The sequence below is a fragment of the Prevotella communis genome (assembly GCF_022024175.1).
Taxonomy (GTDB): Bacteria; Bacteroidota; Bacteroidia; order Bacteroidales; family Bacteroidaceae; genus Prevotella; species Prevotella communis.
Genome location: NZ_CP091794.1, coordinates 3,499,490 through 3,520,257, shown reverse-complemented (window position 1 = coordinate 3,520,257; position 20,768 = coordinate 3,499,490). Strand labels below are relative to the sequence as shown.

Here is a 20,768-nt window from a genome sequence, read left to right as displayed (position 1 = left end):
GTGATGGGTTGCTCTTTGACTTATTGTTACACAACTATGCGAAAAAGATTTTATGGAGAATGGGTGTGCCGATGCATGCCCGATGGATGCGTGACGCATCTGGAAGCGCAACTGTTGCGCCAGTTGGTTAATCGTGAAATCCATCCTATCCGTTGTGCGGAGAGTTGTCGCAGGAAGGCGCAGGTGGCACTGAGACTTGGCAGTCTGTGTGCCGAGTCTGGACATCCGTGGTGGGCTATCAGGGTGTGGCGGTTAGGTCTGCAGCTGGTGGCCAGCAAAGACTACGACGACTGGCTTTGCGTCTGGTTCAACCCCGAGTGGGTACGGTTGAGCTGGGTGGTGTCCGAGGATCTCTGTCAGCTCCTGGGGCGCAGGATAGACCAGACGTGGCGAAGGATGGGGCATCCGGGGATGGCTGTCTATGAGCAGAAGGCTACTGCCGAGTACGACTGGCTATGGCTGGAGAAGTATGACTACTCACGACAGGAAATCGATGATTACTGGGATGAAATCCAGGACGACTATGAATCACAGTTAAAGACCGAGGCTATCTTCCGGGATGGTCTCGGTCTTTAGTGTTTATCTCCGTGATGGTGATAAATATACCAATTTTATTGGCTATATCGAAAACATTTCGTATCTTTGCCGAAAAATTGGCAATGGACGAAGATTTTGACATACGCGAAGAGCGGTTTGCCGGTAGTGGCGAGAGGGAGTTTGAGAATGCCCTGCGCCCACTGCGATTTGGCGACTTCAGCGGACAGCAGAAGATTGTAGAGAATCTGGAGGTGTTTGTTGAAGCGGCCAAGTATCGTGGTGAACCGCTGGATCATACCCTGTTGCACGGTCCTCCCGGACTGGGAAAGACCACGCTCAGTAATATCATTGCCAATGAATTAGGTGTAGGTTTCAAGATAACCAGCGGTCCCGTGCTTGACAAGCCAGGCGACCTGGCAGGTATCCTTACCTCGCTGGAGCCGCGTGATGTGCTGTTCATCGACGAGATCCATCGCCTGTCGCCTGTTGTGGAGGAGTATCTCTACAGCGCGATGGAGGACTATCGTATTGATATCATGATAGATAAGGGCCCTTCGGCCCGTTCTATCCAGATAGACCTGAACCCGTTCACGCTGGTGGGTGCCACCACCCGTAGCGGACTCCTCACGGCGCCTCTCCGTGCCCGTTTCGGTATCAATATGCACCTGGAATACTATGATCCTGAGACACTTAGCAAGATTATCGAGCGCTCATCGAATATCCTGGGTGTGCCCATCACGGAGGATGCCGCTATGGAGATTGCAGGTCGCAGTCGTGGAACGCCACGTATTGCCAATGCCCTGTTGCGCCGTGTGCGCGACTTTGCCCAGGTGAAGGGCAATGGTGCCATCGATACGAAGATTTCACGTGTGGCACTGACAGCTTTGAATATTGACAAGTACGGACTTGACGAGATAGACAACAAGATACTGCTCACCATCATCGACAAGTTCAAAGGTGGTCCTGTGGGTATTACCACCATCGCCACGGCTATTGGTGAGGATGCTGGCACCGTAGAGGAAGTCTATGAGCCATTCCTCATCATGGAAGGTTTCATCAAGCGCACGCCACGAGGTCGCATGGTCACTGAGTTGGCCTACAGGCACTTCGGGCGCAATCCCTATTCAGGAAATATCATGGAGCCCAACCTTTTCGAGACGTAGGTATATGTGTGTAATTATCTGTTAATCAATAATTTAAAGATTGTTTTTGTAGCTATAAGCCAACTCATACTACAACGATATGCAGAGACTATCTACATTTTATAGGAAGCACTTATCACTAAGGCTCAGTTTACGAGTAGCCTCGGCAGTTTGTTTGCTGTTGATGCTCACGCTCCTTGTCATGTTCTTCTATTCGCGCAAGGTGATGAAGGAGGACGCCTTGCAAAGAGCATCGCAAACGCTGGAAGGAGCGATGGTGAGGATAGACAATATCCTGCTGAGTGTTGAGGAGACAACGGGTAATATGTATTATCAGTTAAGGCCTCTCCTGAATAATCCTGATACGATACGTGCCTATTGTCGTATGATTGTAGAGACAAACCCCTATGCCACCGGTTGTGCCATTGCCCTTAAGCCCGGCTATTATGCCGATCGTGACACGTTCATGGTTTATTATCACCGCACGGGAAGCGTTTCTGACGCTCCTGCCGATTCTCTCATTGTCAGTGCAGATTCTTTCGGGAACATACCTTATACGGAGCAGGCTTGGTATAAGAAACCGATGACTCAGAACAAGGCCCTGTGGCTGAATCCTCTGGAGGGCATGGATACCGACGAGGAGCCGCTGGAATCCTACAGTGTGCCCATACCCGGTGATGATGGTGAGCCTATTGGTGTCATCAGTGTAGATGTGTCTATCAGTCTGCTGTCAGGCACCATTGCCAATATCAAGCCTACGCCCGACTCCTATTGTGCGGTGTTGGATAAAGATGGTTCGTTTATCGTCCATCCCACGGGTTTGCATCTGGTGCAGCCCACTTCCCTTGGCTTACCTGACGAGACGTTGCAGCAGTTGTTGCAGCAGATTCAGTCGGGCAAATCCGGATATGTCCCCTTTAATTTCTATGGATTCGACTCTTACATCTTCTATAAACCCTTCAAGAAGGTCGATGTGCCTATGCGCTCAAAGGATGAGCTGGGCTGGACAATGGCTGTGGCAATGTCGAAAAACAGTATCTTTGGTGAGTACAACCGACTGTATAATTACGCCGTCTTCATCGCTATTGGCGGTCTGCTGCTGATGTTGCTGGCCTGTTGGGCAATCCTCTTCCTGCGTCTGCGTCCGTTGAAGATGTTGACCGAGAAAGCCCAGCATATTGCCGAAGGCCATTACGACGACCCTATACCCCATACATGGGGCCGCGACGAGATAGGCAGTCTGCAGCGCAATTTCATCCGGATGCGCAGGGCTGTGGCGTCGCAGATTGGTGAGTTGGAACAGCTGACGGATGCCATTCAACAGCGCAGTAAGGAACTGAAAAGTGCTTATAAACAAGCTCAGAAGGCCGACAAAATGAAAACGGCCTTCCTGCACCATATGTCTGATCAGATGTTGCCTCCGGCACAGGTCATCGACAAGGATGTAGAGGCATTGCGCCAGATTGAGGGGCAGGCCAAGTGGGAAGAAACGGCTAAACTGGTGGAGAATATCCAGAAGAATGGTAACACCATCGCACGGGTATTGAATCATCTGCTGAATCAGTCGGAAGAGGATATCAGAAAGGAGGTAGAACATGATTAAGATGAATATTCGCAGGTCGTTCTCAACGAAGCTCAGTCTTTGGGTGCTCATCATGGCTGTGCCTGTGTTCTGTGGCTCTGTGGGACTCCTTTTCTACCACTCTCAGGGCATGATTCGTGGCGAGGCCGTGCAGCGCGCCAATGTGATGCTCGACGTGTCGCTGCAGCGCATTCATCGCTACCTCATCACCATCGAGACGGCAACAAACAGTTACAGTTGGCTGATAGAGAAAAGTATGCAGCCCGACTCGCTGATGGCGATCTCAGAGCGTATAGTGCATTTCAACCCCTATTCCGATGGGTGTGCTATCAGTATCGAGCCAGACGTCATTCCACAATATCCACGCCATTTTATGGCTTATTCTATCCGAAAGGATAGCGACTCTATTACGACGGCGCAGGAAAAGGATTATAATTATTTCACAGAGGAATGGTACGCAACGCCGCGCGACAGGCACAAGCCGGCTTGGGTGGTCTATTATGACGAGACCAACCAGTTGAACCTGAATAAGAATGGCATGATTGCCACATATAGCCGACCGCTCTATAATGCGCAGCATCAGCATATTGGTGTTGTCTCTACAGAGATGTCGCTTCTGCATATCTCGGATATACTGGCAGAAGAGAAACCTTATCCTAATTCATATTTTATCCTGCTCGATGAAAAAGGTCGCTATGTGGGACATCCGGATTCTACCCGTCTCTTCAACAAGACTATTTTCGGGGTGGCCAACCTGCAGAAGCAGAAAGACCTCATTGTCCTGGGTCACGAGATGACGAAAGGTAATCAGGGGGAGATGTCGGTGACGATTAATGATGTCCCGTCGCAGGTTTGTTATAAGCCTGTGCCTGGCACTTCCTGGAGTCTGGCTATCGTGTGTCCCGACAGTGATATCCTGAAAGATTATTATAGGCTTATCTTTATCGTCGTTACCCTCCTTATTGTCGCTCTGGTTTTCATTGCTTTCTATTGTTATAAGATGATGGCGCGCTCGCTAAGTCCGTTGCGCCAGTTGCTGTGCAAGACGCAGGAAATAGCAAAGGGCGATTTGAAGGTCGAGATAGAGCGCATCTCTCGTATCGATGAGATGGGATGTTTGCAGAACAGTTATGTGACGATGCTCGAGTCGCTTAGGCAATATATGGACAGTGTGCGTGCGGCCAGTGACAAGGCGCATAAGTATAATGAGGAACTGGAACAGGCCACGCTGCTGGTCAAGGAGGCCGACAGGCAGAAGACGTCCTTTATCCAGAATATGACGCACCAGGTGCGCACACCGCTCAATGTCATTATGGGATACGCGCAGATACTCAACTCGCCATCGGCTCCCATCCTGCCTTGCGACTGTGTGTCGGAGGATGAGATAAAGGGTCTGACGGCAACAATGGAGCACAACTCCAAACTGCTTACCCGACTGATTCTGATGCTTCTCGACAGTTCTGATGCCACTTTCTCCGAGACGGCTATCAGCAGGAATCGTGAGGCGGTGTCGGCCAATACGGCCATGATGGAGATGGTGGACTATGTCATGCAGCTCTATCCCGACCTTCGTTTCATTGGCTTTGAGACAGAGGTGCCCGACGATTTGCTTATCACTACCAACAGGCAGTTCCTGCAGTATAGTCTGGCCGAGGTGCTGCTCAATGCAGTGAAATATTCCGACGGACAGCATATCATGACGCGTATCACCCGTACTGATACGACGATACGCTTCATTATTGAGGATACAGGAAAGGGTATTGCCGAGGCCGACCGTGAGCGCATCTTCAAGTTCTTCACCAAGGTTGATGACTTCAGTGAGGGACTGGGATTGGGACTTCCTCTCACCAGGCGGCATGTTGAGAACCTCGGTGGTAAGTTCTGGCTCGACACCAGCTATCATGATGGTTGTCGGTTTATCTTTGAGTTCCCTCTGTGATTTATAGACCACAAATTTGTGTACTTTACTTTTTTTGTGTAATTTTGCAGCCAAACTCTTTGAGATGAAAACAGGAATATTTGTCGGAACATTCAATCCCTTTACCATAGGTCATGATTCAATCGTGACCCGTGCCCTCCCGCTCTTCGACAAACTGGTCATTGGGGTTGTGGGCGATCATGTACAGAAGCCTGGCATCCCTCCTGCTGCAGAGCGTATTGAGGCTATCCGGGCGCTCTATGCTGATGAGCCCCGCATTGAGGTGAAGGCCTATTTTGGACTGGCTGTCGACTTTGCCCGTTCTGAGGGGGCCCGTTTCATCGTGAAGGGTGTGCGCTCTGTGAAGGATTTTGAGTATGAGCGTGAGCAGGCCGATGTCAACCGCCAGCTGACAAATGGTGAGGTGGAGACTATCCTGCTCTATAGTGAACCTCAATATGCTTCGGTTTCATCGTCGATGGTGCGTGAACTGCAGCATTTCGGCGTAGATGTCTCATCTTATTTGCCTAGTCGTAATACCGATATATCGAAATAACGATATATCGAAATATCGAAATAACGTAATAACGAAATATGATTTCTTACAGCACTGAGAACGTGAAAATGCCTGCCATCAAAAAGCGCGACACCACCGCCTGGATTCGTCGTGTGGCAGCTACTTATAATAAGAAGGTGGGCGAAGTGGGCTACCTCTTCTGCGATGATGAGCATATCCTGGAGGTCAACCGCGAATACCTGGGGCACGATTATTATACGGATATCATCACTTTCGACTATTGTGAGGATGATGTCCTGAATGGCGACCTGGTCATCTCTTTAGATACGGTACGCTCTAATGCGGAACTGTTTCATAAGACCTATGACGAGGAACTGCATCGTGTCATCATTCACGGCATCTTGCATCTCTGTGGTATCAATGACAAGGGGCCCGGTGAGCGGGAACTGATGGAAGCTGCTGAAAATAAAGCATTAGCGTTGCGTTAAAAAAACTAGCATATTAATCAGCTATAAAGCTATTAAAACTATGCGCCAGATATTATACCTCATCATCCTGACAATAGCTCCGGTACTCCTCGTGGACTGTACGGGCAGCGGTGAACCGAGTGTCTTCTCGCCAGATGTCCGTGATAGCTCTTCCTTCGCTCGGATTATGGGTGAGGCCGACTCGCTCTATATGTATGGCGAGATGAAAGACACGTTGAGGGTTGTGAAAACGGCTCAGGAACTGGCTGCTATCTATCACGACTACGATCAGATTATCATGAAGCAGCAGACTGATAACAACCGTCAGCGCTACCTGTTGAACAGCGTTCTCGGCGTTCTGATTGGTGTTCTTATCCTGGTCTTCGTCATTATCCGCAAGAACCGTATTATCAGCCGCAAAAACCTGTCGCTGGCCAACCAGATTAACGAGGCCATGATTTACAGGGAGAAATACATACAAGAGGAGTTGAAAAACACCGTTTCTCCCAGCGATATAACAGACATCAGCACCCTTTCCGATGAACAGCTGTTCCGTTATATCAACGATATCATCGTGCGCGAACGCCTGTTCCTTAATAAGAACTTCGACCGCCAGACTATCATGGACCGTTTCAATCTGTCCAAGGAGCGTGTGGGTGCTGCTTTCTCAAAGGGTAGCCAGTATGCTAAGCTCACTGACTATATGCAGGAGCTCCGCCTGGAGTATTCTACGTTTCTCATGTCCACTCATCCCGATAAGAGTGTCTCTCAGATTGCTATCGACTGTGGTTTCAGCAGTTATGCTTATTATGGCAAATGTTTCCGCCATCGTTTCGGCATGACGCCCACCGAGTTCCGCAAGTCTGCCTTGCAGAATCAGTAACCGTTCTTTTTCAAAACGCAGTCTTTTCAGCAAACTAAACGCTGTCTTTCCGTATGCTAAATGCTGTCTTGTAGTATGTAATCTTGTCTGAAAATATATGTAATCTTGTCTGTGCTATTGCATAATATATAATTTTTATATATTTTTGCAGCAGAAAAAGCTAAACAACATATATTTTTACCTAATTTGATGACTACTACTATTATTATCCTGCTTTCGGCGGCCGTCGTGCTACTGATATTGCTCATAGCCGTTCTCTTTTGGCGATTATTTCACCAAAATGATGAACTTCGGCAAAAGAACGATGTCATAGTGCGCGAGGTCCGCCGAAATCAGTTTTTAATCCATCAGGGAACATTCCGAAAACAGTGCCTGTCATAGCACATTATAAAACACTAACCAACATATACCGAACAACAAACAAGTATTGTATAAACATCTTTATTAATATTCTAAACTATTAACAGTATGAAAAGAAACAAATTACTACTTTTGCTCGTGCTGCTCATGACGGCGGCGACGGGCGCTTGGGCGCAAGACGCCAAGCATTTGATTACGGCCACTTACCGCGAACAGACACGCTCGCTGGAGCAGCCGCTGCCCTACGCCACTACCATCGGCGAACTCTTTGAGGCGGTTACGGGTGAACAATTCAGTAATTTAATCAGCACTATGTCCTCTTTTGAAATGCCTCTTACCGGAATCAGCTCCAACAACACCAGCGCCGTCAACATTGGCGAATTAAACGGCGCAAGCACCCCGGTGACGGTTATAGCCGATGGCAAAGCCACCATCAGTATAAATTTTGGTAGTTATGCTCATGGCATCTTCGTCAGCGCCACCTCCCCCCTCTACGCTTACATGAAGGACGGCGTGAAGGATGCCGGCAAGTGGACGGTGAAGGTGGGCGAGGGCCAGGCCCAGGCGCTGCCCATCGGCGGACTGAAGGGCGACGGCTCGGAGACCGTGACGCTGCAGTACAACGGACGACTGAAGGTGAAGGGCGTGAAGGCTACAAGCGACGCGGCTGCTCCCAGCGTTCCCGACGGGGCCCTCAGCGGCGTTTTCAGCGTCAGCGACACGAAGCAGGTGTATTTCTCGAAGGGTAACCTGCGCTACGAATCGTCGAAGTGGAGCTTCTTCGACAACCAGTATGACTATTACACAAGCTACAGCGCAGACGCATGGGACAAGTTCGGCTGGAGCACATCTGCCACCACATACGGTATGAATACTTCTGCAGCCAACAGTGATTATTCCGGCGACTTCGTGGACTGGGGCGCAACGATGGGCACAGGCTGGCGCACGCTGACAAGTGACGAGTGGACATATCTGTTCAAAACCCGCAGTGCATCTACCGTGAACGGCACCGAGAACGGCCGCTATGCCAAGGCTATGGTAAACAATGTACGGGGCATTATCCTCTTCCCCGACACCTATACTCACCCCGACGGCGTGACTGCTCCGACAGGTGTCAACGATACAGGCAACACTGGCTGGAATGGCAACAGCTACACCGTTGAGGATTGGACCAAGATGGAGACAGCCGGTTGTGTGTTCCTGCCGGCTGCAGGCTACCGGAATGGCTCGAGGGTGAACAATCCGGGCTCGTACGGCGACTACTCGTCTGCTACGCCTTATGGCACGGACAAAACGTACGGAGTGTTCTTCGGTTCGGGCAGTCTGACTCCCGCGAGCGACGGCAGTCGTTTCTACGGGTGCAGTGTCCGTCTCGTTCAGGAGGCTACAAGCGACGCTCCGGCGGCGAAGGAACCGGCTACGGTGACGACGGCGCCGACGGGTGCGGCGATTGTTGGCGTTGGCAAGAGCACGGCGCTGGTGAGCGGTGGCGTGGCCGACGGCGGCACGCTGATGTATGCATTGACCACGACGAACACGAAGCCTGCCTCGACGGATGGCTTCAGCGAGGCGGTGCCCAAGGCTGAGACCATCACCGCCAGTGGCACGGTATATGTTTGGTATTACGTGAAGGGCGACGACACGCACAGCGACAGCGAGATTGCGGCTACGGCCATTGAGGTTCCCGTGGCCGACATCATATGGGACGTTACGAACGTCAGCAAACTTTCTGTCTACGACACCGACGAGTATGAGATGGATGAGGTCAAGCTGCGTGGTAATGCCGAACAGGTAGAAGCCACGTGGAAAAATAGCTCAAATCCGACGAAGGTTGGCATCAGTTTCCGAGTGGACGCATCCGGCGGCTTTACCTTTACGGCACCGACCGGCAAGAAGTTCACAAAGATCGATATGAAACCCCAAGGTGCTGAAGGTTGGGATCTTGCAAACCTCGGCGAGGGATGGGATATTTCTAGTAATGCGACCATCACGTGGACGGGCAGTGCCGCCTCGACGGTTGATCTGCTGAAGGATGATAATAGGTTCACCGGCAAACCTATAATATACATCGCCTTCTACCTGTCGGAGTAATCCCCTCGCGCGTATATATATATAATGTATAAGGAAACGATGGAGACGATGACGAGCTTTGCAGACTATACAGAGCACGCCCGGAGGCAAAAAATGGCTTTGTAGTCAATACAGAGCACTCCCGGAGGCAAAAAGTGGCTTTGCAGTCAATACAGAGCACTCCCAGGGGCAAAAAAGTGGCTTTGTAGTCAATACAGAGCACTCCCAGGGGCAAAAAGTGGCTTTGCAGTCACTACAGAGCACTCCCAGAGGCAAAAAATCGGCTTTGTAGTCAATACAGAGCACTCCCAGAGGCAAAAAACTCCATTTGTAGTCAATACAATCGATATTTAGAGTGAATAGAATCAAGAACAAAGAAACATTAAAACATTAAGATTATGATACAATTAAAGAAAACAATACTGACGCTCGTCGCGCTATTGGCCGTGACGACCGGAGCGTGGGCGCAGACGGGAGAGGACATCTTCCAGTATTGCTACGATTGTCAACGCAATCCTGCCTATCCTAAGACAACGGCTTCGGCCTCGCTTTCAGGATTCGCGAACCCATATGTAGGTTACAAAGGCAGTGGGTTCGAGGCAGAAAACACCTCGGCCGGCCCGTGGAAACTGGAGTATATGGGTCTCTGGTCGACGACCGATAAACACGGAATCGACGATGTAGATTATTATCAGTACACTTACAACTGCACCGATGTGCCTGTGTTCCGCCTCTATCAGTGGAATGCTACGGCCAACGAGTATCAGCATGCTGCCTACGGCGTGGTTTGCGCCTATGCCAAGGTGAGCAATACCGTTGAGCATACGGCCATGTTTGTGTCCAAAGACGGTTGGTGCTGCGTGCTGACCAACAGTTCACACTCGAGTTCTATGAACATCACTTTCGACGAAGACCTGACGACAGGTCTTACCACTCTCATTGCAGCAGCAACGCCTAACGCCTCCGGCACCCCCGTCGACGACTTCGCCTGGAACGCTGCGACGAAGACCGGCACGTTCAAGATGCCCGGTGGCAACGTAACCGTCAGCGTGGAGTACTACGACCTGGCTACTCTGGCAGACAATGGGCTGACCGCAGCAGTGGATGCTGCTGCCAAGACCGAGGCTCCGCTCGCAGTTTTGGCTGAGAACGCAGTCACCGGTGGCACACTGATGTACTTCGTCATCTACGGCGAGAACTTCTCCCAGGCCGACGCCATCGCACTGGCCGAGGACGAGTGGGAAGCCGCCATCCCAACGGCTGAGACTATCGACGCAGCAGGCACCTACTACGTGTGGTACTACATCAAGGGCGACGACGAGCATAGCGACACCGACCCCCAGCGCCTCGCAGTCACCGTGCTGCCCGAGCCCACCTACGCCGTTGAGTTCGCCGAGGGCACCGAAGAGTCCGACAAGTGGACCGCCATTCCCAACGCCGGCGTGAAGAAGGGCGAGACCGTCACCGTCACCTACACCGGCACGAAGAAAGTCATCGGCGTGAAGGCCGAGAAGAAGGCGGCTGCTCCGACATGGGACGGGCCGATTGCCTCTGAGGCTACGGCTGCGGACATCGGCAAGGTGGTGTGCGCCGCAGGCCACCTGCACGACGCTAAGACTACTGTTCCCGACGGCTGCACCGCAGTGGGCATCCTGGGCAAGGTGACGGAAACGGGCCACGGCCTGATTCTCGCCCTGCAGGACGCAACGAATCAGACATGGAACACCATCAACGGCTGGACGTCTGCCTCTTACGCCGGCACCACGCTGAAAGTGCTGCCCGATGCTGGCGCCCGCGGCAACCTGTCGAGCTACGAAACGCTGGGCGAGACCACCGTGTCTAACTGGGCCGTGGCACAGAAGAGCGACTACGAGGCGATATTCACCAACCTCGGCTCGACGGTAAGTGATAGTTACGGCACGACTTACGACGGCAATGTGAATGCCTATATCACCACAGTTGGCGGTACGGCAATTACTAGCGGCTATTGGTCTGCCACGTATGACGGTGGCAATTACTCATGGATATTCTCCAGCGAGTATTGGGACTCCTACATTAAGTCGAATAGCGTTCGTGTCAGGCCAGTCCTCGGCTTCTGACCGCCCCTCTCGCGCGTATATAATATAAAAGGTATAAACAACATAAAGAAATACAATATATGAAAACAATATCAAGATATATAATGACGCTCGCGCTGCTACTCACGGCAGTCACGGGCGCGTGGGCCACGGACGGCGTGATCCTTAAAGAGTTAACAGTGCCCTCGGAATGGAACAACGATGACACGCCTTTGACAGTCGACGACCTGCCAGGCTTCAAGGAATTTTCCTCATTGACCGATGACGAGGCCAAGGCCCTTCTCAATTCCGTCCCGGCGGACAAAGTTCTCATCATTTACGGAGCGGGCGCAAGCAGCAATTCATTTAAGTTGGTTCAAAATGCTGGGACCAAAGTAAATGTAGGTGAACTTCCACTTACTCATGAAAATTTATTTAGTGAAAAAGATAACTACAAGTTCTACTACACCACCAGCGACGCCATCGAGGTAACCCCCGTGGCCGAACCCGCCGCTAATACCAAGCAGTGGACCTTCACCATGCCCGGCAGCGACGTGGTGCTGACTCCTATCTATGCTCCTACCAAGGTGACCCTTGCTGCCAACGACGTCCAAAAGGGTAGCGTAAGCATGGGTGGCGAAACCAAAGTGGAATGGACGGCTGACACATGGAGCGGCTGGACGTTTAATACCAAGGAATATACCGTAGATGACATCACTATGACCAGCACCCAGGATGCATATATCAATGAGATCACTGAGGCTGGTGACTATTTGCATAGTCTTAGCTTCTTCGTTAACCAGTGGGAAGATAATTCTACCGTTACCTTCAGCACCACAGGCGACCCCTTCAGCCGCATCGAATTCACGATGATTGATAATTATGGTGAATATAACCCTAACATAAAGCCTAATGACAATTGGACCTTCGAGGGCAAGAGCGCCGTATGGGAAGGCGAAGCCACCAAGAGCCTCACGCTCCAGAGCTGCTCCACCGAAGTCAGCAAGATTACCTTCTATAAAGATGGCGGCATTCCCGAGGGCGTGACTGTCAACGGCGACGGTACCTTTACCGTGGCTCAGACGGCTACCGTCAAGGTGAAGGCCATACCTGCAGAGGGCTACAAACTGAAGGGCTGGAGCGATGCCTCCGACTGCACTGACCTGGTGCGCGAGATCACCATCGAACCCGGTGAGGAGGATATGATCATCACGGCCATCTTCGAGGAGATGACGTATACCGCAACCTTCACTGCTGCTAACGCCAACACCATCGAGAGTGGCAAGGCTACCGTTACTGTAGGTGGCGCAGCCGCCACCGTCACCGAGGGTAAGCTCGAGGGCGTGAAGATGGGCAGCGAGGTGAAGCTCAAGGCCGCCGACGGCTACAAGTTCCGCAAGGTGGAGGTGAAGAAGGGAGGGGCGGCGACGCTGGCCACCGCACTCGAGAACGGCGCAACGGTAGTCATCGCATTCAAATACAGAGATGACGGTACCTGCACCTTCACCAACAACAATGGCACGTTCACCTTTGTCAGCGGAACGGGCCAGCTTGGCGGTGGCAACGGTCCTAAACAGTTGTCTGTAGAGAATGGCAAGCTCATATTCAAGGGGAGCGGCACGAACTCCTTCACTGATAGATGGAGTTGGTATGGATTCCAGGTCACCTTCGACCCGACAGCCAACACCTACGAGGTATGGAAGGGTAGCGACCTTGATGTCGCATCCTTCACCAGCATCAGCGTGAACGGCACCGACATTACCGACCAGCTGTCGGAACTGAAGTAACCCCCTCGCGAATGTATATATATAAAAGGTATAAACAACATAAAGAAATACAATATATGAAAACAATATCAAGATATATAATGACGCTCGCGCTGCTACTCACGGCAGTCGGCGGAGCGTGGGCGCAGACGCAGTGGGAAAGCGGCGACTGCACCGTAACACTCAACAACGGCACGCTGACCGTCAGCGGCAACGGTGGCATGGCGGACTACCTTAACGGTTCCGACCGGCCATGGGACGGCAACAGTGGAGACATCACCAGCGTGGTGGTGGAGAGCGGCGTAACATCCGTGGGCTTTAATGCCTTCTACTTCTTCTCCAACCTGACCTCCGTCACCCTGCCCGAAGGTTTGACGGCCATCGGCCCTAATGCCTTCATGAGCTGCTTCAGCCTGACATCAGTCACCATCCCCTCGACGGTGACGAGCATCAGCGAAAGTGCCTTCAGCAGCTGCTCAGCCATGACCTCCGTCACCCTGCCCGAAGGTTTGACGGCCATCGGCGCTAATGCCTTCAGCGACTGCAGCAGCCTGACATCAATCACCGTCCCCTCGACGGTGACGAGCATCGGCCAAGCTGCCTTCATGGGCTGCTCAGCCATAACCTCCGTCACCCTGCCCGAAGGTTTGACGGCCATCGGCACTGGTGCCTTTGGCAGATGCAGCAGCCTGACATCAATCACCATCCCCTCGACGGTGACGAGCATCGGCGGTTATGCCTTCACGCTCAGCTCAGCCATATCGGACGTCAATCTCTACGCCAACCCGGACAACCTGACTTGGGGCAATACCAGCAGTGACTTCAAGTCAGGCAAGGCCACCCAGTGCCACGTGCTCGCCGAGCACCTGAGCACCTATCAGAACAACTTCAGCAGCGTCAACGTCACCTTCGTGGGCGACCTGGAGCCGCTGCCTACCCCCATCAAAGTGACCACCAATGCGGCAAGTGCCCAGGATCTATTCACTGAGGCATCGTTCACCATGCCCCCCTTCGACGCCACGGTGAACTACATGCTGGTGCGCGACATGCAGGACGAGACGAATCCCGTCATCTTCAGCGGACTGCCCAGCTCTGGCAACATCGTCGTGAAGAAGGGCAGCGACGGCAAGTATCAGCCCGCCGAGGCACTCACCATCCAGCTCATCGACCCGCTGGCCGCTGCTGAAGCTCAGAACATCATCGCTGCCGACGGCATCACCATCAAGGTGCTCGTGGGCGACGACTCAAGCCTACCCATCGAGTACGACCAGGACAACCCCATCACCCTCGAAGCCTTCCTTGCCGACATGAAGCCCGGCTACTACTGGATTAAGGCCGAGCAGACCGACGAGAACAGCCCCTACGACGGCACCGTTTACAGCAGCGAGTTCACCGTCGTGGAGAAGTACGACCTCGCTGTGAAGCCCGCCAACGACTTCTCGAAGGGCAAGGTTGAAAGCGTCACCGTAGGCAGCGGGTCCGTCACCATCGACGCCAACGGCAAAGCAAGCAAGACCGGCATCGACCCCGAAACCGAGGTGAAGATCAAAGCCAAGCACGGCTACGTCATCGACAAGGTGGAGGTGAAGAAGACGATGAAACTGCTGACCCTCACCGTCAACGGCGTTACCATCTACTATGCCGAGGGAGATAGCTGGGCCAACGCCATCAGTCGCGATGAAAATAAAGACTCAGGCTTATTCATCAGAGAAGGCAACAGAGTTCATCATACCAACTATGGACAACTTGTTGATTCGAATACTGAAGCAGTACTTCCTGAAGCAATAATCAACGCGAATGAATCCTATCGATTCATCAAGTAACCCCCTCGCGAATGTATATATTATAAGGTATAACATAAAAAGAATACAATATATGAAAACAATATCAAGATATATAATGACGCTCGCGCTGCTCATCACCGCAGCCACGGGCGCATGGGCACAAGGACCGTATACCGTGCAGTTCAAAGCCAACGGCAACACCAAGACGGTGGAGAACGTCACGCTGCCGTGGACAATCAGCTGTGATTATGACTATGGCAATGGAGAACTCGACCTGATAATACAGGAGCTTTATGCAATTAATGGAGAAGGCTGTGCAAGTGGATCTTATGGACCTCCTGTCTCCTCTGGCAGCGAGAAAGTAATTTGTGGTCTAACTGGATCTCCTTATGCAAACAACCATTTCATCACTATCAACGGTCCTTTCAATGGTACTGCTACGTGTACAGGAAAGTATTTTGATCCAAATAGCAAAGAATTTGACTACTTCCTCGAAATCACCATTCCCGGCTATATCGACGGCTCCGCAGTGAACCTCAACGCCGACAAGACCGAGGCATCGTTCAAGATGCCGCAGTACGACGTGACCGCCACCTACACCATCAAGCGCGACATATCGGTGGACGTGACCGCCACCATGGGCGACGGCACCAACGGCGTGCGCTACCGCGTGAAGAAGAGCGAGCAGGTTCCCGGTAAGTACGAACCCGCCGAGATGAACATGCTGCAGGTGCTGGCACTCGTAGCCGTGCACGACGACATCGAGCAGAAAGACCTCACACAGACCCAGGACTACTACTGCCGCATCTATAAGCTCGACGAGCAGACAAAGCAGCCCGAAGGCGACGGCGTAGAACTCGTCGACTTCGACTTCGCCCCCGGCCTCTACGCCCTCAAGGCCTTCGCCGAGAAAGGCAGCAACTACGCCGGCGAGACCGACCTCAGCAACACCTTCCAGCTCTTCCAGGGCTACCAGGTAGAAGTGGCCGCCAAGGAGTTCATCACCTACTATAAGGACGAGCCCCTCTACGCCGACACCGAGACATCGGCCGACGCCGAGCTCTACACCATCACGAGCGTCAACGCCGACCAGGCCACACTCAGCGCCGCTATCGAGACCGCGCCCAGCCGCACCCCGCTGCTCATCTTCAACAACAGCGACGAGGCCAAGACCTTCCTGCTGATCCCCGCCAACGAGGAGCCTAACCTGCAGCTCACCGTAGCACCTGAGTTCATCGGCACGACTGAGGCCACGACCATCGCCGCCTCGACCGACGACCAGACCAACTATGCCCTCAACGGCAAGGCCTTCGTCTTCGTGAAGAACGACCTCCCCGTCGGCGCCAACAAGGCTTGGCTGAGCATCAGCAACTCTAATGCCCGCGCTATCAACCTCGTATTCGACAGCGAAGCTACGGGAGTCGGTTCAATTGAAAATGGAAAATTGACAATTGACAATTGGTACGACCTGAACGGCCGCAAACTGAACGGAATGCCGACCAAGAAGGGCATCTACATCATGAACGGCAAAAAAGTCGTGGTGAAGTGAGAGTGAATAAGAAACGAAGGATATGTTTAAGAAACTAATTGCCATAATAAGCGTAATTTATTCATAATGGCCATAATAAAAAATTATAATATTAATTATGGAACAATTATGTTAATTACGGGAATTAGTTTCCAAATAAAAACAAAGCCTTCGTTTCAGAAGAAAAAAGAACATAAAACTATAAGATATATGAAAAGGAAATTATTTTCATTGCTCGTGCTGCTCATGGCAGCAGTGACGGGCGCGTGGGCGGACGTCGCTCCGACCTACGACCTCACCGTGGGCACCAACGACCACAGTACCATGAAGTTCTACGTGGGCCAGGATGAGGTGACAAAGGCCAAGGAAGGCGAGACCGTGACCATCGTGGTGACGCCTGATGACGGCTGGTCAATCGGTAATGTTACTGGTCAGTGGATTGCCGCCATGGCAAAGGCTCCCCGCCGTACAGCCGGCATCGGCCTGCTGCAGGATGTGGACGTGACCTTCGCTTCTGAGGACGCACAGACCGGCGCACATACCTACACCTTCGTGATGCAGCGCGCCAAGGCAGAGTTCAGCGTGGTGTACAAGAAGCATCTGGACCATCCGGACATCACCATCTCCAACATCCTGCCCGTGACCTACAACGCACAGGCACATACACCTTCCTTCACCGTGAAGGACGGCAGCAAGGTGCTGGTACTGGGCACGGACTATACCGTGACCTACTCTGACAATGTGATGGCCTGCGACAAGGATGCTGCTGAGAACGCTCCTACCGTGACCATCAAGGCCGTGGAGGGACATAATTTCTATGTGGGTGAGAACTCCAAGACGTTCACCATCCGTAAGAAGACCCTGGAGGACGGCTTCATGAGCAAGGTGGCCGACCTGACCTACAACGGCAAGGCGCAGGAGCCCGCTCCCACACTGACCTACGACGGCATCACACTGGTGGAGGGTACAGACTATGTCTTCTCGTATATCAACAACAAGGACGTAGCCAGCACTACGGATGCCAAGGCTCCTGTGGTAACGGCCAGCGCTGTGAAGAACAGTAACTTCACCGGTGCGGCTACGCAGAAGTTCAATATCAAGAAGGCGCCGCTCACCGTCAAGGCTGCCGACGTGAACATCATCCATGGCAGCGAGGTGCCCGAGTACGAGGTATCCTACGAGGGCTTCGTGGCCCAGGAGACGGCAGACGTGCTGGAAGGCACGCTGGCTGTTGCCTGTGACTATACCGCAGAGAGTGCCGTGGGCAGCACCTACGACATCACACCGTCGGGTCTTACCGCCAAGAACTACGACATCACCTTCGTTCCCGGCAAGTTGACGGTCCTGGTGGACCAGGCTGCCGTTGACCAGGCTGCTGCCGACGATGCCATGGGTAAGATTACGGCTATCGGCGAGGTGGCTTACACGGAAGCCAGCAAGGGACTCATTGATGCAGCCCGCGAGGCCTACAATGCCCTGACGGATGCCCAGAAGGCACTGGTGACCAACCTTGAGGTGCTGACCACTGCCGAGACAACCTATGCCAACCTGAAGGCCGCTGCTGAGAAGGCTGCTGCCGACCAGGAGGCTGCCGATGCTGTCATCGGAAAGATCACGGCTATCGGCGAGGTGGCCTACACACCCGAGAGCAAAACTCTGATAGACGCTGCCCGCAATGCATACACCGCACTGACCGAGGATCAGAAGGCTCTGGTTAACAACTATGAGGTGCTGACCACTGCTGAGACAACTTATGCCAACCTGAAGGCTGCTGCTGAGAAGGCTGCTGCCGACCAGCTGGCTGCCGGTGAAGTCATCGACAAGATTATCGCTATCGGCGAGGTGGTTTACACAGAGGACTGCAACGCGCTGATTGAGGCTGCCCGCAATGCCTATGATGCGCTGACTGCCGACCAGAAGGCACTGGTGACGAATATCGAGGTGCTGACCGTTGCCGAGAGAACCTATGCCAACCTGAAGGCCGCTGCAGAGAAAGCTGCTGCCGACAAGGAGGCTGCCGACGCTGTCATCGGAAAGATCACGGCTATCGGCGAGGTGGCCTACACACCCGAGAGCAAGGCGCTGATTGAGGCTGCCCGCAGTGCCTATAATGCGCTGACTGCCGACCAGAAGGCACTGGTGACTAACCTCAGTGTGCTGACGGATGCAGAGACGGCTTATGCAGAACTGGCGCAGATAGCCACGGGCATCAGCACCATCAAGGCTATTGCCGGTAAGACCATCTACGACATGAATGGCCGCAAGGTCACCGTTCCTAGCAAGAAGGGTATGTATATCATCAACGGCAAAAAGGTCGTGATGAAGTAAGAGAAAATATAGAAACATAAAACTCCGGAGGCTTTTCTCCGGAGTTTTTTATGTTTCATAATAAAAAATGCAATTAATCCTATTGCAACAGTTCCAGTGCTTTGTTGACAATCTCACTATCCTCGTTGAATACAGAGAAATATTCGCTCATATCCCACAAATCACGCGCCACAAGCGCTTTCAGCTGTAGTTTGAGGTAAGGTATCGTCTTCTCCAGTTCGAGGCTGTCCTTAGGCTTTATTTTCAGTTTTTCGCCCTCTGTGATGATGGTATCTATCAGCGACTGAGGAATCTCGAAGTTGGCCTTGAAGGTTTGGAAGTCGGGATACTGCTTCTTCAGTGCCTTACGGTTTTTGTCGATATAGCGCAGGTTCTGCTGTATCACGACGCTCTTGGCAGCCAGCTCACGATGGAACTTGGTATAGCGTGTGGTGTCGAGACCCACAAAATAGTCGGGCATGATGCCGCCACCGCCATAGACGGTACGTTTCTGTTTCAGGGTCTGATACTTCAGTGAGTCGGCAAAATGGATGCTGTCGGCAGTAATCAGTTCTCCGCTATTCAATCGGTTCAGGATATCTTTCTCATAGCTCTTCTTGTCGCCTTTCTCGTAGGGCTTCTGGATGCAACGTCCGGAAGGGGTGTAGTAGTGGGCAATGGTCAGTCGAATCATCGAACCGTCTGGCAAATCTATGGGGCGCTGCACAAGACCCTTACCAAAAGTACGGCGTCCTACCACCATACCACGGTCCTGATCCTGAATGGCACCTGTCACAATCTCTGCAGCCGAAGCCGTATATTGGTCCACCAGCACAACGACACGTCCGTCGCGGAAACTGCCATGCTTGGGTGCCTTATAGTCACGACGATTGGTCACGCGTCCCTCTGTATAGACAATCAGGTCACCTGCCTCCAGGAACTCACCGGCCAGATCGGCAGCAGCCTGCAGATAGCCACCACCATTCTCCTGCAGGTCGAGCACCAGGTCTTTCATGCCTTGTGCCTTCAGTTTCTGCATGCTCTCCATGAACTCGTCGTAGGTGGTGGCACCAAAACTGCCTATGCGGATATAACCGATGCCTGGGCGAATCATATAGGTGGCGTCAACGGTATGTACAGGAATCTTGTCGCGCTTCACCTTGAAGGTGAGCAGGTCCTTGATACCAGGACGCACAACACGCAGGTCGGCAATGGTTCCTTTCGGACCGCGCAGGCGGCGCATAATCTCCTCCTTGGTCATCTTCACGCCAGCAATAGCGGTATCGTTCACCATCACGATACGGTCGCCGGCCACGATACCTACTTTCTCTGATGGGCCATTGATAACGGGCTGGATAACGATGAGCGTATCCTCCACCATATTAAATTGTACGCCGATACCCTCGAACGAACCGTTCAGGGGCTCCGTCATCGCTTTTGTCTCCTTGGGTGTGGTATAAGTAGAGTGGGGGTCCAGTTTCTCCAGCATGCCACGTATGGCATCCTCTACCAGTTTGTTCTCATCGACCTTGTCCACATAGAGTGCCTTTACAGCCATCTCTGCGATACTCAGTTTTCGCAAGGGGGTGTCATCGCGTGTCACGTTCATTTGTGCATAGCTCGAGAGGCCCATCATGGCTGCCGACAGCAGTATAAAAATCCTTTTCATATTTATAGTCTCATTAAAATTGGGTACAAAGTTAGTTATTTTTACCGAAATGCCAAAAGGAAGTTCGCAAAATAGCAATTTTTGGGTATTGCGTGTTTTCTTCAGATGCCATACCTTTGCAGCCGGAAATTAATGAATGAATGATTTTTTAACCATGAATAGAAATTTTTGCGCATTGCTT

General features: G+C 52.3%; 14 protein-coding genes. 13 read left to right on the top strand and 1 reads right to left on the bottom strand.

What is annotated here, in order from left to right; all coding sequences use genetic code 11:
- Nucleotides 1-36: 36 nt before the first annotated feature.
- The 13 genes from L6466_RS14090 (at nt 37) to L6466_RS14030 (ending at nt 18,939) form a co-directional block, all read left to right on the top strand.
- Complete coding sequence (locus L6466_RS14090) at nt 37-576, top strand: hypothetical protein (RefSeq protein WP_091817742.1); 540 nt, start codon at nt 37-39, stop codon at nt 574-576.
- 83 nt (nt 577-659) lie between these two features.
- On the top strand, nt 660-1,700 hold the full coding sequence (gene ruvB / locus L6466_RS14085; protein WP_237802460.1) for a Holliday junction branch migration DNA helicase RuvB: 1,041 nt from the start codon (nt 660-662) through the stop codon (nt 1,698-1,700).
- Between the two features lie 79 nt (nt 1,701-1,779).
- Nucleotides 1,780-3,282: a HAMP domain-containing protein gene (locus tag L6466_RS14080; protein ID WP_237802461.1), complete on the top strand. Its 1,503-nt coding sequence runs from the start codon at nt 1,780-1,782 to the stop codon at nt 3,280-3,282.
- On the top strand, nt 3,275-5,200 hold the full coding sequence (locus L6466_RS14075; protein ID WP_237802462.1) for an ATP-binding protein: 1,926 nt from the start codon (nt 3,275-3,277) through the stop codon (nt 5,198-5,200). Before L6466_RS14080 ends, L6466_RS14075 begins: the two co-directional genes overlap by 8 nt.
- A 64-nt stretch (nt 5,201-5,264) precedes the next feature.
- Nucleotides 5,265-5,735: a pantetheine-phosphate adenylyltransferase gene (coaD, locus tag L6466_RS14070; RefSeq protein WP_091853320.1), complete on the top strand. Its 471-nt coding sequence runs from the start codon at nt 5,265-5,267 to the stop codon at nt 5,733-5,735.
- Between the two features lie 38 nt (nt 5,736-5,773).
- A complete protein-coding gene (ybeY, locus tag L6466_RS14065) occupies nt 5,774-6,184 on the top strand; it encodes an rRNA maturation RNase YbeY (RefSeq protein ID WP_237802463.1) in 411 nt (136 codons plus the stop codon).
- A gap of 40 nt (nt 6,185-6,224) precedes the next feature.
- Nucleotides 6,225-7,046 carry an AraC family transcriptional regulator gene (locus L6466_RS14060; protein WP_237802464.1) on the top strand — a complete coding sequence of 274 codons (822 nt, stop codon included), beginning with the start codon at nt 6,225-6,227 and terminating at the stop codon, nt 7,044-7,046.
- A gap of 468 nt (nt 7,047-7,514) precedes the next feature.
- Nucleotides 7,515-9,497, top strand: a complete 1,983-nt coding sequence (locus L6466_RS14055; RefSeq protein WP_237802465.1) for a hypothetical protein — start codon at nt 7,515-7,517, stop codon at nt 9,495-9,497.
- Between the two features lie 377 nt (nt 9,498-9,874).
- Nucleotides 9,875-11,575, top strand: coding sequence for a hypothetical protein (locus L6466_RS14050; RefSeq protein ID WP_237802466.1), 1,701 nt, complete (start codon nt 9,875-9,877; stop codon nt 11,573-11,575).
- 59 nt (nt 11,576-11,634) lie between these two features.
- Nucleotides 11,635-13,320, top strand: a complete 1,686-nt coding sequence (locus L6466_RS14045; protein ID WP_237793972.1) for an InlB B-repeat-containing protein — start codon at nt 11,635-11,637, stop codon at nt 13,318-13,320.
- Nucleotides 13,321-13,376: 56 nt separating this feature from the next.
- A complete protein-coding gene (locus L6466_RS14040; protein WP_237793973.1) occupies nt 13,377-15,122 on the top strand; it encodes a leucine-rich repeat domain-containing protein in 1,746 nt (581 codons plus the stop codon).
- A 52-nt stretch (nt 15,123-15,174) separates the two neighbouring features.
- A complete protein-coding gene (locus L6466_RS14035; RefSeq protein ID WP_237802467.1) occupies nt 15,175-16,632 on the top strand; it encodes a hypothetical protein in 1,458 nt (485 codons plus the stop codon).
- Nucleotides 16,633-16,821: 189 nt separating this feature from the next.
- Complete coding sequence (locus tag L6466_RS14030) at nt 16,822-18,939, top strand: MBG domain-containing protein (RefSeq protein ID WP_237802468.1); 2,118 nt, start codon at nt 16,822-16,824, stop codon at nt 18,937-18,939.
- Between the two features lie 79 nt (nt 18,940-19,018).
- Here L6466_RS14030 and L6466_RS14025 read toward each other — a convergent pair whose 3' ends face one another.
- The gene (locus tag L6466_RS14025; RefSeq protein ID WP_237802469.1) at nt 19,019-20,587 is read right to left on the bottom strand and encodes a S41 family peptidase; all 1,569 of its coding nucleotides are present in this window, start codon (nt 20,585-20,587) and stop codon (nt 19,019-19,021) included.
- Nucleotides 20,588-20,768: the final 181 nt, after the last annotated feature.

Coding starts and splice junctions, on each gene's coding strand:
- L6466_RS14090 (WP_091817742.1), top strand. CDS start 37: ATGCGAAAAAGATTTTATGGAGAATGGGTGTGCCGATGCATGCCCGAT.
- ruvB (WP_237802460.1), top strand. CDS start 660: ATGGACGAAGATTTTGACATACGCGAAGAGCGGTTTGCCGGTAGTGGC.
- L6466_RS14080 (WP_237802461.1), top strand. CDS start 1,780: ATGCAGAGACTATCTACATTTTATAGGAAGCACTTATCACTAAGGCTC.
- L6466_RS14075 (WP_237802462.1), top strand. CDS start 3,275: ATGATTAAGATGAATATTCGCAGGTCGTTCTCAACGAAGCTCAGTCTT.
- coaD (WP_091853320.1), top strand. CDS start 5,265: ATGAAAACAGGAATATTTGTCGGAACATTCAATCCCTTTACCATAGGT.
- ybeY (WP_237802463.1), top strand. CDS start 5,774: ATGATTTCTTACAGCACTGAGAACGTGAAAATGCCTGCCATCAAAAAG.
- L6466_RS14060 (WP_237802464.1), top strand. CDS start 6,225: ATGCGCCAGATATTATACCTCATCATCCTGACAATAGCTCCGGTACTC.
- L6466_RS14055 (WP_237802465.1), top strand. CDS start 7,515: ATGAAAAGAAACAAATTACTACTTTTGCTCGTGCTGCTCATGACGGCG.
- L6466_RS14050 (WP_237802466.1), top strand. CDS start 9,875: ATGATACAATTAAAGAAAACAATACTGACGCTCGTCGCGCTATTGGCC.
- L6466_RS14045 (WP_237793972.1), top strand. CDS start 11,635: ATGAAAACAATATCAAGATATATAATGACGCTCGCGCTGCTACTCACG.
- L6466_RS14040 (WP_237793973.1), top strand. CDS start 13,377: ATGAAAACAATATCAAGATATATAATGACGCTCGCGCTGCTACTCACG.
- L6466_RS14035 (WP_237802467.1), top strand. CDS start 15,175: ATGAAAACAATATCAAGATATATAATGACGCTCGCGCTGCTCATCACC.
- L6466_RS14030 (WP_237802468.1), top strand. CDS start 16,822: ATGAAAAGGAAATTATTTTCATTGCTCGTGCTGCTCATGGCAGCAGTG.
- L6466_RS14025 (WP_237802469.1), bottom strand. CDS start 20,587: ATGAAAAGGATTTTTATACTGCTGTCGGCAGCCATGATGGGCCTCTCG.